Genomic DNA, 12,438 nt, shown 5'->3' on the forward strand with positions numbered 1-12,438 from the left:
TTTGTTCTAAGGTTTATGAGGTGGCTGCTACAGCATCAATAATTGTATGGTTCATTACGACTCGGCCAACTGTAGTCAATATATAACGGCTAATTAAACTTCCATCTTCATCTAATCGGTCGCGTCGATATGTCCATTCCTCAATACGAGTCCCATCTTTCAAAGTCTCTGACTTTCGAGGTTTCTGAAGCTCTTCGTCGTCCTCAATCTCACCAGGGAATCGAACCCAAACCCAATCATGTAAATCTATTCTTTTATCTTCAAGAGCTTGTAAAACATCTTCAAGTGAGGCAAAGGTATTTGAATAATCTCCGAACTTCGGCTGATTTGCTTGAGGCTGAATTGCAGTTAGGTAGTAAGACCCCAAGACCATATCTTGGGATGGGGTAACTATTGGATCCCCAGTTGCAGGGGAAAGAATATTATTACTAGCTAGCATTAACATCCTTGCCTCTGTTTGCGCCTCAATTGCTAAAGGCACATGAACAGCCATTTGATCTCCATCAAAATCAGCATTAAAAGCTGGGCATACTAATGGATGTAGTTGTATAGCTCGTCCAGCAACTAATTTAGGCTCAAAAGCTTGGATACCTAATCGGTGCAAAGTAGGAGCACGATTGAGCAGGATAGGATGACCATCTATGACTTCCTGTAATACCTGCATTACTTCATCATCTGCTTTCTGTATTAATTTTTTTGCAGCTTTGATGTTATTGACAATATTCTGGCGAATCAATCGATGAATTACAAAAGGCTGAAAAAGCTCTATCGCCATTTCCTTTGGCAATCCACATTGATGCATTTTCAACTTGGGGCCAACTACTATTACCGAGCGACCTGAATAATCAACTCTTTTCCCAAGCAAATTCTGCCTAAATCTACCTTGCTTACCCTCGATAATATCGCTTAACGATTTCAAGGGTCGATTATTTGCGCCAACAACAGTTCTTCCCCTTCTACCATTATCAATAAGCGCATCTACAGCCTCTTGAAGCATCCTTTTTTCATTTCTGACTATTATTTCTGGAGCTAGTATTTCCTGAAGACGAGCTAGACGGTTGTTCCTGTTGATTACTCTTCTGTATAAGTCATTTAAATCTGAGGTAGCGAATCTACCCCCATCTAATTGCACCATAGGCCTCAAATCAGGCGGTATTACAGGTATCGCATCTAACACCATCCATTCTGGGCTTGCACTTGTAGCAATAAAGTTATCTATTACTCTTAGTCTTTTTATAAGCTTAGCCCTTTTTTGACCTTTGCTCGTAGCAATTTCTTCTCGTAATTGCTCAGCAACTTCTTTTAAATTTAAATCTTCAAGTAATTGCTTTAAGGCCTCTGCACCTATGCCAACTATCGGTTCATTCTGAATAGTTGAATCTTCAGCATAAATTTCGTCTTCAATCTCAAGCCATTCATCTTCTGTAAGTAGCTGCTTATATTTTAGATCTTTACTATCTCCAATATCTAACACGACATAACAATTAAAGTAAACAATTTGCTCAACATCTCTGAGAGGCATATCTAACAAAATAGCTACATAGCTAGGAATGCCTTTTAAATACCAAACATGTGATACTGGAGCCGCTAATTTAATAAATCCCATTCTATGTCTCCTTACCCGACTTTCTGTTACTTCAACACCGCACCTCTCACAAACAATTCCACGATGTCTAACCCTCTTATATTTCCCACAATGACATTCCCAGTCCTTTGACGGACCAAAAATCTTTTCACAAAACAATCCATCCATTTCAGGCTTAAGTGTTCGATAATTTATTGTTTCTGGCTTAGTTACTTCCCCTACGACCTGACCATTAGGCAAAGTTCTTTGTCCCCACTCCATTACTCTTTCAGGCGAGGCTAATTTTATTTTTACATAATCAAAATGATTTTCCGTACGTAGATTGCTATTAGTCATGAGAGATTGGTGTGTTTGAATGATTTGTTTAGGTTGAGTCGATTACTCCTCATATTCTTTCCCTAATGATTCATAAGTAGGTCTACTTGGCGTGCTTCTACGAGGATTGACATCTTGCATTAGATCAACTTCTTTTCCATCATCTGTATAAACTCCAATATCTAATCCCAAGGACTGAAGTTCTCTCATTAAAACTTTGAAAGACTCTGGAGTCCCAGGCCTTGGAATTGGCTTGCCTTTAACAATCGAATTGAGAGCCTCATTCCGACCTTGCATGTCATCAGATTTTACAGTTAACAGTTCTTGCAAAGTATATGCTGCCCCATAAGCTTCAAGTGCCCACACCTCCATTTCCCCAAGCCTCTGTCCACCTTGTTGAGCCTTTCCACCAAGAGGTTGTTGAGTAACTAAAGAATATGGACCTGTAGATCGAGCATGAATTTTATCATCGACTAGGTGCACAAGTTTTAGGAAGTGAGCGTAGCCAACGGCAACTGGTTGATCAAAAGGCTCACCGGTTCGACCATCCTTAAGGAGTAATTTGCCAGGGTCCTTAGGGTTATATACCCATGATTTGCCTGGCTGCTTTGCAGCCTCTTTTAAATAGGCTTGTACAGTCTGATTAGACATTTCTGGTCCATACATCTCATCAAATGGGACAATTTTAACTCTGCAATCCAAGTTCGAGGCAGCCCAACCCATAAGGAGCTCAAAGACTTGACCAACATTCATTCTGCTTGGGACGCCAAGAGGATTGAGGCATATGTCTACAGGTGTGCCATCAGGAAGATAAGGCATATCTTCTCTTGGCAGTATTCTGCTTATAATGCCCTTGTTGCCATGCCTGCCTGCCATTTTATCGCCAACTTGGATTTTTCTGCGTTGCGCCACATAGACTCTTACAACCATATTTGCGCCAGGTGGCAGCTCATCACCTTGCTCTCTTGTATAAATTCTCACATCAACTACTCGTCCTCTTTCAGTTGAGGGAACTCGTAGAGAGTTATCTCTTACATCTCTAGCTTTTTCTCCAAAAATAGCTCTTAAAAGTTTTTCCTCAGGCGGCTGATCTGATTCTCCTTTAGGGGTTACTTTTCCAACAAGTATGTCACCACTCTCAACGAAAGCCCCTATTCGTATTATTCCCATTTCATCCAAATTCCCAAGACTTTCTTCTGAGACATTTGGGATTTCTCTTGTTATTTCTTCTGGACCTAGCTTGGTTTGACGAGCTTCTATTTCGTATTTTTCTATATGGACAGAAGTATATAGATCATCTTTAACTAACCTTTCACTAACAAGAATTGCATCTTCATAGTTGTAACCTTCCCATGGCATGTATGCAATTAATACATTTTGACCAAGAGCTATTTCCCCTCCCTCACATGCCGAACCATCAGCCAAAACTTGCCCCACAATCACTGGGTCACCATTAAAAACTATAGGCCTATGGTTTAAACAAGTATCTTGATTAGATCTCTGATATTTTTGCAAGTAATGAGTGTGATCATTTCCTTCGTCATCAGTAACGACAATTGCATTCGCGTCAACATAAGTCACAGATCCATTTACTTTTGAAATTGGAACCATTCCAGAGTCTCTAGCAACTTGAGTCTCTAAACCAGTCCCAACCAAAGGCCTTTCTGGACGCAAAAGAGGAACTGCTTGTCTTTGCATATTTGAACCCATTAAAGCTCTATTAGCATCATCGTGTTCCAAAAATGGTATTAAGGATGCCGCTACAGAAATAACCTGTACAGGAGATAATTGGACATAATCAACTTGTTCAGGAGAAACCGTTTCAAAATCTTGTCGGTACCTAACTGGAACAAGTTCTGCCATTATTTTTCCATCTTCGTTTGTAGCCACATCACCTGGAGCAACCCTACATTCATCTTCTAAATCTGCAGAAAGATAAATAGGGTCACCTTCCTTGATTAATCGACCATTTTCTACCTTCCAAAATGGTGTCTCAATAAAACCGTATTCATTTACTCGTGCGTGAGTTGCTAACGAATTAATCAAACCTGCATTTGGTCCTTCAGGTGTTTCAATCGGGCAAAGTCTTCCGTAGTGAGATGGATGAATATCCCGAACGGCAAAGCCAGCTCTTTCACGAGTTAAACCTCCTGGCCCCAGAGCAGAGATACGTCTTTTATGCGTTAATTCAGCTAATGGATTGGTTTGATCCATAAATTGGCTTAATTGACTTGAACCAAAAAATTCTTTTATTGCTGCCACTAAAGGTTTTGGATTTACCAATTGCGCAGGTGTTAGTGAATCTGTTTCCCCAACGGTCATCCTCTCTTTAATTATCCTTTCAAGTCTATTCAAACCAACTCGAACTTGATTTTGTAGAAGTTCACCGACTGACCTAACTCTTCTATTACCCAAATGATCAATATCATCTAAAGTTGCTCCACCAACATCTAATTCTAAATTGATTAAATAATCTAAAGTAGAAAGAACATCTTCGTTTGTAAGTGTTCTTATATTGTCAGGAATAGTTAAGCGTAATTTCTTATTTATTTTATATCTACCAACTCTTCCTAAATCATATCTTTTTGGATCAAAAAATCTTGTCTGAAGTAGCTGTTGACCACCACTTACAGAAGGTGGCTCGCCTGGCCTTAACTTTTTATAAAGCTCTAGCAATGCTTGGTCTTCTGAACTTATACCTTCCTCATTTGCTGCATCTATTGACTTTTTATAAAATTCAGGATGTCTTAATTTATCTATGACATCATTATCTGATAAACCCATTGCCCTCATTAAGACATGAGCATTGATTTTTCGTGTTTTATCTACGCGAACATGCAGCAAATCGTTTTTATCTGTTTCAAACTTTAACCATGCTCCACGATTAGGAATAACGCTTGCATTGTAAGTTCTTCTACCATTTTTATCTTGCTCATCTTTGAAATAAACTCCTGGACTTCGAACTATTTGATTAACTATTACTCTTTCAGCGCCATTAATAATAAAAGTTCCACGTTCAGTCATTAAAGGTAATTCACCTATAAAAACTTCTTGTTCTTTAATCTCTCCGGTTTCTTTATTAACTAAACGACAGGTGACATACATTTGTGAAGCAAATGTTGCATCTCTTCTTTTTGCTTCCTCTACATCATGTCTAGGACGCTTAAGCTTATATTCTGCCCCTATAAAATGCAACTCAAGTTTGCCTGTATAGTCCGTAATGGGAGAGAAATTGTCCAATTCTTCTATCAAGCCTTTATCCAAAAACCACTTAAAACTTGATCTTTGCACCTCAACCAGATCAGGCAGATATGTAGCTGCTTTGGCCACCTGAATCGCGCTTCTGCTCATTCGAGAACCTGGGTTTATATGTAGAGGACGGGGTTTATGTCTTGTCCTTTAGGTCGAAAAATGATCTTTAGTAAGAAAAAAACAAAAAACAATCCACTGGAAGACCGAGTTTTGTAATTGAATTTACTTAATCAACGAACAACTGACTCAAAAGGTAGAACCTTAAAGGTTTAAGCGCAAATAACACGCCTAATCAAGACAATAGTTAATCTTACACTTAAATCAGTTATTAAACTACAGGAAACAATGATATTTAAGGCAACGCAAACAATTCCCTTGCGTTTTGAGTGGTCTTTTCAGCAATTTCAGAAAAGCTTTCACCCCTAATCTCTGATATTTTATCTACCACATGCTTTACGAAAGACGGCTCATTCCTTTTTCCTCTATGAGGGACAGGTGACAAGAAAGGACTATCTGTTTCTACTAGAAATCTACTTTGCGGAACTTCTTTGGCGCATTCATGAATATCAAAAGCGTTTTTGAAAGTTACATTTCCACTGAAACTTATGTAAAAGCCAAGATCAAGGAACTCTCTCATCTCTTTAACATTGCCGCTCCAACAATGCATTACACCTTTTGGACAGCGGTCAGCTTTAGAAAGCTTAGAAAAAACTTCTAACATTGCTTTTGAGGCATCTCTGCAATGAACAATGACTGGCAAATCTAATTCAAAAGCTAAGTTTAATTGCGGCATTAAAACTGAAAGTTGCTCGCTCAAGTTCTCTGCCTTGAAAAGATCAAGTCCCAATTCTCCTATTGCAACAACTCGACTGTCATCAAGAGCTGCTTTTTTTAAAACACTTGCGGTATCTGGTCCCCAATGATGTACATCTAAAGGATGTACTCCTACGGAATATCTCATTTCCTGAAATTGATCAGCCATTGATCTAATAGCAGGGATTTCAGAGGGCTCTACACAGGCGTGTAATAAGGCTTTAACTCCTTGTTTTCTCCATCTTTCGGCAACTTTTTCTCTATCTTCATTGAAGTTAGAAAATACGATATGACAGTGGCTATCAATTATTGAACTTTTGGAATCGCTCAAGATGAAAAAAAAATGTTATTACGATAATAAATCTTAGATTATTTATTCTCAAACAACTTCTTTCAAAACTTTCTTAAGCGCAACGCTAAGTCTGGATTTCTGATTAGCTCCAGTGTTTTTATGCAAAACACCTTTTTTAACAGCTTTATCGATTTTGCTAAAGGCTAAATTAAATGTTTTTTGAAGATCTGCTTTGGATTCATCGCCAGGCTCTTTTTCAAATATTCCACAAGCCACAAAGCATCGCTTCATTAACGTGCGCACTGTAGATTTGTAATTTTTGTTTTCAAGGCGGTTGCGTTCCGCAATTTGAATTCGCTTTTTAGCTGAGTTGGTATTTGCCACGGAGGCTTAATGTTTTAGTCTTATGTTAATCCACACTACCTCAAGACCATGAAGAAGATCTACATAAATCAAAATTACGGCATAAGATAATCAAATTGAACCAATAGCCAAAAGTTCATGACACAAATAATTAATAAAGATGAGATTCAAGAGACCCCTTCAAAAAGATTGACTATAAAAACGGCTAATAATATTGATCAGGCTCAGCTTGAGCTCAAGATAATTACTGATAGAACATCTGGCAAAGTTCAAGATAAAGCAATAAAAGTAGTTGACGATATTCTTAAAAACATTAGTGAAAGAGGGGATGAAGCTCTTAAAGAATACACCTCTCGCTTTGATGGATTTCTAGCTGAAAAATTTCAAGTTCCATCAAAATTAATACTGAAAGCTTGGGAAGAGACTCCCAAGGATTTACAAGATTCACTTTTATTGGCAAAAAAAAGAATTGAAAAATTTCATAGTCTTCAATTACCAAGAAATATCAGTTATACTGGTCCCCATGGTGAATCATTAGGACGGAGATGGAGTCCTGTTGAAAAAGCGGGAATATATATTCCTGGCGGAAGGGCCGCCTATCCAAGCACTGTTTTAATGAATGCGATTCCTGCTTTTGTTGCAGGAGTAAATCAAATCATCATGGTCTCGCCAGCTAACTCAAAAGGGGACTTAAACCAAACCGTTCTAGCTGCGGCTCATATTACTGGAATAAACAAAGTTTTTCGTATTGGAGGCGCTCAGGCCATTGGAGCGCTTGCTAGTGGGACTCAATCAATTCCAAAAGTAGATGTAATTACTGGACCAGGTAATATTTATGTAACTTTGGCAAAGAAAAAAGTTTATGGAAAGGTAGGAATTGATTCACTGGCTGGTCCAAGTGAGATCCTAATAATCGCTGACCAATCAGCCAAATTGGAACATGTTGCTTCTGATATGTTAGCTCAATCTGAACATGACCCTTTAGCTTCGGCAATACTAATCACTACTAATAAAGAATTAGCAGAAAAATTACCTTCAGAAATTGAACGCCAATTAATTAATCATCCAAGATTAAAAATATGCCAAGAATCAATCTCTAAGTGGGGTTTAATAGTCATTTGTGATAGTTTAGAGACTTGCGCAAAATTAAGCAATACATTTGCTCCAGAACATCTTGAATTACTTGTAGAGGACCCAAAAGAATTATCTAAAAGCATCAATAATGCTGGAGCAATATTCATGGGACCATGGAGCCCAGAAGCTATTGGAGATTATCTTGGGGGGCCAAATCACACTCTTCCTACCTCAGGGACTGCAAGGTTTGCTGGTGCTCTTGGAGTAGAAACTTTTATGAAAAATACTTCAATTATTGATTTTTCAAGAGAAGCTTTTAATGAAAATAAAAATGCAGTTGTGCATTTAGCTAATAGCGAGGGATTGCATAGTCACGCAGAATCGATACGAATTAGAGATTCTAAATCTTGTTAAGTGATTCAACACCCACTGCGTCATTTTCTACTTTCCCAACTAATACTTGATCTGTCAGGTTAACAAAAAGTCCATTTTCAAGAACACCTGGAATGTTGTTAATTTGACTCTCCAATAGTTCAGGTTGGTCAATACCATTACTAAAAGATAAATCAAGTATCAAGTTTCCCTGATCAGTAACTATAGGTCCAGCTTTCTTCTGGGCCATTCTTAGATACCCTTCTCCTCCAAGATCTTCTAATGTTTTTTGGACTTGTTTCCAAGCAGAAGGAAGAACCTCTACTGGCAATTTGAAATCAAGGTTTAATTTGTCAACAAGTTTTGTGGAGTCAACCACAACTATAAATTTTCTGGCCAAAGCAGCCACTAGTTTTTCCTGAACATGACAAGCTCCTCCCCCTTTAATTAATTGAAATTTGGGATCCACTTCATCTGCGCCATCAATTGCAAGGTCAATTTCTGAAACCGAGGAAAGAGATTTCAGTGGTATGCCTAATTCCGAAGCAAGAACTTCACCCTGAAAAGATGTAGTGACTCCAACAACATCTTTTATTTCTCCTGATTTTATTTTCACAGCCAATGCTTCAATCATTAAAGCTGCTGTAGAACCAGAGCCAAGGCCAAGAATCATCCCGTTTTCAATTTGATCTACAGCAGCTAGAGCAACTGCTTGTTTCATTTGATTTTGGAGATCCATTTAGTCGTACCTTTTCGAAAGACAGTAGCAAGTTTTTTAGCTGATTCCAGGTAATGGAGCGGGCTTAATAGAAAGATTAATCTCTTTATTATTTCGAACGACTTCCAATTCGAATGGCTTCCCTATTTGAGCATTCTCAACTTCCATAAGTAAAGACCCAGGATCATTAATTTCAGTTCCACCTGCATTAATAACAAGATCACCACGTCTTAAGCCTCCCTCCTCTGCTGGACTTTGAGGGATAACAGATTGCACAAGTGCTCCTGATCGCTCAGGCAAAAAAATCAATGCGTTTGGATCTTGATTATGCTCTTTTGCTATTCTTTCATTTAATAAAACCAACTGGGCACCCAGATAAGGATGAATAACTTCTCCATTAGCGAGCAATTGATTAGTAACTTTTGATGCAAGATTGATTGGAATTGCGAATCCCAGTCCAGCCCCTGGGCCTGATCTGACCAAAGTATTTATTCCAATAACTTCTCCATTTGAACTTATTAATGGTCCGCCAGAATTACCTGGATTAATTGCAGCGTCAGTTTGAATTAAATCCAATCTCTTGTCAGAAAAGCCAAGAGTATTAATGTCTCTATGAAGACTGCTGACAATGCCAAGCGTGACAGTGCTTTCAAGTCCATAAGGTGTCCCAAGAGCAATTGCCCAGTCTCCAACATGAATATCTTCCGAATCTCCCAATTTTGCGCTGACTAGGCCAGGAAATTCTTTGATTTTGACCAAAGCTAAGTCAGTAACTTGATCGGTTCCAACAACTGTTCCATCCACTTGATTTCCATTTTGAAGAGTGATTATCACACGATCAACTTTTTCCACTACATGAGCGTTGGTAAGAATTAATCCAGAACTATCAATTATCACTCCTGAACCTTGCCCCCTTTCTTTTTTTGGGAAAGTCCCCAAATCGCCTAAAAGATCTCTTAACAATGGGTCTAACAAATCAGATTCAAATTCATCTGTTGGAATCTCTCTTTCAATATCAATCCTTACAACCGATGGGGACACCATACTGGCAACGTTAGCAACAAAACTATGAGATTCACTTGCTTGAAAATCTTCTAAAGCAAATACTGATTTTGGCCCCAACAAAAAGCAAAAAAGGACTGAGAAAAGGAACAATTTACTCTTAAATATCCTAATGATTTCTAACTTTCTAAAACTCACCATAACTAGAATTTTCTTAAACAAAGAATAAAGTAGAACAATGCAAAATAAAAAGAAGTTGATTTTAGAGGTAACCGAAACCTCTATCTAGTAATATTTAGAAGCCTGACGGTACCTCTTTGAATAGGGGCGGGTCAAAACTTAAACCGCTCGGGCTTCCTGCCCGACTTCGACACTGCCTTTTGTCTAATCAAACCGTTTCAGAATTGAAGGTTCTTACAGCGAAATCAGCGACTAATTATGGCTTTGATGTAACTGATTTTAAGATGTTAACTCATCTAAACCCCTTATCAATTCAGCTAAATATCCGACACAAAAATCCTGACAAGAAAGTCTCTATTGATGACTGTTCTATGCTTAGTCAACATATTGATGAAGCTATCCAAGGTTCTTCAATAATTGATCAACCTTTTAATCTTGAAATCAGCAGCGAGGGAATTGGTGATTTTTTAACAGATGAAAAAGATTTTAAAACATTCAAAGGTTTTCCTATTGAAGTTACTTATCAGGATTTAAAAAAAATTGAACAACAAACAAACGGTTTGCTTCTAAAAAGGACAGATAATCAACTTCATATAAATCAAAAGGGGAAAACTCAACGAATTCCGGTTGAAGACGTTATCCAAGTCCGACTCACAACACCCTCCGGTTAAAATCTAGATAGTAATTATCTAACCCAATCATTCTCATCTCTACATCCCATCATCGATGGCTCTTGTTCTACTCCCAGGCTTAAATAACTTAATTGAAGACATTAGTGAGGAAAAAAAGCTTCCATCACAAGTCGTCGAAGCTGCTTTGAGAGAAGCACTTTTAAAAGGTTATGAACGATATCGAAGAACTCTTTATTTAGGTATCAGTGAAGATCCTTTTGAAGAAGATTATTTTAGTAACTTTGATGTTGGATTGGATCTAGAAGAGGAGGGTTACAGAGTTTTAGCAAGTAAAATAATAGTTGAGGAGGTTGAGAGTGATGATCATCAAATAGCAATTGTTGAGGTTAAGCAAGTTGCTGATGACGCTCAAGTTGGCGATACCGTTGTACTAGATGTGACTCCAGAGAAAGAAGATTTTGGAAGAATGGCTGCATCTACAACCAAGCAAGTTTTAGCTCAAAAATTGAGAGATCAGCAGAGAAGAATGATTCAAGAGGAGTTTGCTGACCTAGAAGATCCAGTTCTAACTGCCAGGGTCATTAGATTTGAAAGGCAGTCAGTTATTATGGCAGTTAGCTCTGGTTTAGGTAGACCAGAAGTAGAAGCAGAGCTTCCAAGACGAGATCAATTGCCAAATGATAATTATCGAGCAAACGCAACATTTAAAGTATTTCTCAAAGAAGTTAGTGAAATTCCTAGGAGAGGGCCTCAACTTTTTGTCAGCAGGTCAAACGCCGGATTGGTTGTATATTTATTTGAGAATGAAGTTCCTGAAATTCAAGAAGGTTCAGTACGTATTGTTGCTGTTGCTCGTGAAGCAAATCCACCTTCAAGAGCAGTAGGTCCCAGAACAAAAGTAGCTGTTGACAGTATCGAAAGAGAGGTGGACCCTGTTGGAGCATGCATTGGTGCTAGAGGGGCTCGCATTCAACAAGTGGTAAATGAACTTCGTGGAGAAAAAATAGATGTAATTCGTTGGTCTTCAGACCCTGTTCAATACATCTGTAACTCATTAAGTCCTGCAAGAGTTGAAGTAGTTAGACTTGTTGATCCTGAAGGTCAGCATGCTCATGTCTTGGTTCCACCAGATCAACTTAGCCTCGCAATCGGAAGAGAAGGGCAAAATGTAAGACTTGCTGCAAGGCTCACAGGATGGAAAATAGATATCAAAAATTCACAAGAATATGATCAAGCCACTGAAGATTCCGAGGTTGCAGAATTAATTTCTCAAAGAGAAGAAGAAGAATCTTTACAGAGAGAAGCTGAGAAGAGATTAGAAGCAGAACAAGCAGCTAGAGCTGAAGAAGATGCACGTTTAAGAGAGCTTTACCCCCTTCCAGAAGACGAAGAAGAGTTTCAAGATGAGCAGTTGTCAGACATCGATAATAATGAAACAGAATCTGAATCTGAAGAAAGTGATATTGAAGAAACAATCGAAGAAGGGGTTGCTTCTGAAGATAAAATAATTACAGAAGAGGAAGGAACCCGGTGAGTCAAAACCCCATTCTGCGAAGGTGTGTAGCTTGCAAAAAAGTTCTTGATCGCAAGTATTTTTTAAAAGTTACTAGAGATTTTCAGAATGGAGTAGTTTTCTCAGGCGGGATGGGAAGATCAGCCTATCTCTGTCCAACTGAGTCATGTTTTGAAGAAGCTTTGAAGCGTAAAAGATTACAAAAAGCTTTGAGATGTGATGTACACTCAAGCGTTTTCAATATGCTCCAAAAACAACTCAATACCTGCATTTATTCAGATACTGAGGCATGATGTTCATTAAGAGAACTCAGTCAACTCAAAAACC

Annotated in this window: 10 protein-coding genes; 4 read left to right on the forward strand and 6 right to left on the reverse strand. The window is 38.4% G+C overall.

Annotated features, from left to right (window positions below; translation table 11 throughout):
* Positions 1–13: 13 nt before the first annotated feature.
* The 4 genes from EW15_RS08590 to rpsT form a co-directional block, all read right to left on the reverse strand.
* The gene (locus tag EW15_RS08590; protein WP_038654154.1) at positions 14–1,921 is read right to left on the reverse strand and encodes a DNA-directed RNA polymerase subunit gamma; all 1,908 of its coding nucleotides are present in this window, start codon (positions 1,919–1,921) and stop codon (positions 14–16) included.
* A gap of 42 nt (positions 1,922–1,963) precedes the next feature.
* Positions 1,964–5,251 (reverse strand): DNA-directed RNA polymerase subunit beta, encoded by a 3,288-nt coding sequence (gene rpoB / locus EW15_RS08595; RefSeq protein ID WP_038654156.1) that lies wholly within the window; start codon positions 5,249–5,251, stop codon positions 1,964–1,966.
* A gap of 253 nt (positions 5,252–5,504) precedes the next feature.
* Positions 5,505–6,296: a TatD family hydrolase gene (locus tag EW15_RS08600; protein ID WP_038654158.1), complete on the reverse strand. Its 792-nt coding sequence runs from the start codon at positions 6,294–6,296 to the stop codon at positions 5,505–5,507.
* A 48-nt stretch (positions 6,297–6,344) separates the two neighbouring features.
* Positions 6,345–6,641, reverse strand: a complete 297-nt coding sequence (gene rpsT / locus EW15_RS08605) for a 30S ribosomal protein S20 (protein WP_011295363.1) — start codon at positions 6,639–6,641, stop codon at positions 6,345–6,347.
* A gap of 117 nt (positions 6,642–6,758) precedes the next feature.
* Here rpsT and hisD point away from each other — a divergent pair, with 117 nt between their 5' ends.
* Entirely contained in the window at positions 6,759–8,108 is a 1,350-nt protein-coding gene (gene hisD, locus EW15_RS08610) for a histidinol dehydrogenase (RefSeq protein ID WP_038654160.1), read from the forward strand.
* Here the strand turns inward: hisD and rpiA are convergent.
* Positions 8,095–8,805, reverse strand: a complete 711-nt coding sequence (gene rpiA / locus EW15_RS08615; protein WP_038654163.1) for a ribose-5-phosphate isomerase RpiA — start codon at positions 8,803–8,805, stop codon at positions 8,095–8,097. The two genes, hisD and rpiA, sit on opposite strands and share 14 nt — an antisense overlap.
* A gap of 36 nt (positions 8,806–8,841) precedes the next feature.
* The gene (locus EW15_RS08620; RefSeq protein WP_038654165.1) at positions 8,842–9,987 is read right to left on the reverse strand and encodes a trypsin-like peptidase domain-containing protein; all 1,146 of its coding nucleotides are present in this window, start codon (positions 9,985–9,987) and stop codon (positions 8,842–8,844) included.
* A gap of 179 nt (positions 9,988–10,166) precedes the next feature.
* Here EW15_RS08620 and EW15_RS08625 point away from each other — a divergent pair, with 179 nt between their 5' ends.
* From EW15_RS08625 to EW15_RS08635, 3 genes are read left to right on the forward strand one after another with little or no spacing between them, the layout of a single operon-like run.
* On the forward strand, positions 10,167–10,637 hold the full coding sequence (locus EW15_RS08625) for a ribosome maturation factor RimP (protein WP_038655472.1): 471 nt from the start codon (positions 10,167–10,169) through the stop codon (positions 10,635–10,637).
* Between the two features lie 55 nt (positions 10,638–10,692).
* Positions 10,693–12,132, forward strand: a complete 1,440-nt coding sequence (gene nusA / locus EW15_RS08630; RefSeq protein WP_038654167.1) for a transcription termination factor NusA — start codon at positions 10,693–10,695, stop codon at positions 12,130–12,132.
* Positions 12,129–12,404, forward strand: coding sequence for a YlxR family protein (locus tag EW15_RS08635; RefSeq protein ID WP_038654169.1), 276 nt, complete (start codon positions 12,129–12,131; stop codon positions 12,402–12,404). Before nusA ends, EW15_RS08635 begins: the two co-directional genes overlap by 4 nt.
* Positions 12,405–12,438: the final 34 nt, after the last annotated feature.

The organism is Prochlorococcus sp. MIT 0801, assembly GCF_000757865.1.
GTDB lineage: Bacteria > Cyanobacteriota > Cyanobacteriia > PCC-6307 > Cyanobiaceae > Prochlorococcus_B.

Excerpts from the sequence above, each read along its gene's own strand:
- hisD (WP_038654160.1), top strand. The coding sequence starts at position 6,759 with ATGACACAAATAATTAATAAAGATGAGATTCAAGAGACCCCTTCAAAA.
- nusA (WP_038654167.1), top strand. The coding sequence starts at position 10,693 with ATGGCTCTTGTTCTACTCCCAGGCTTAAATAACTTAATTGAAGACATT.
- EW15_RS08620 (WP_038654165.1), bottom strand. The coding sequence starts at position 9,987 with ATGGTGAGTTTTAGAAAGTTAGAAATCATTAGGATATTTAAGAGTAAA.
- EW15_RS08590 (WP_038654154.1), bottom strand. The coding sequence starts at position 1,921 with ATGACTAATAGCAATCTACGTACGGAAAATCATTTTGATTATGTAAAA.
- rpiA (WP_038654163.1), bottom strand. The coding sequence starts at position 8,805 with ATGGATCTCCAAAATCAAATGAAACAAGCAGTTGCTCTAGCTGCTGTA.
- rpoB (WP_038654156.1), bottom strand. The coding sequence starts at position 5,251 with ATGAGCAGAAGCGCGATTCAGGTGGCCAAAGCAGCTACATATCTGCCT.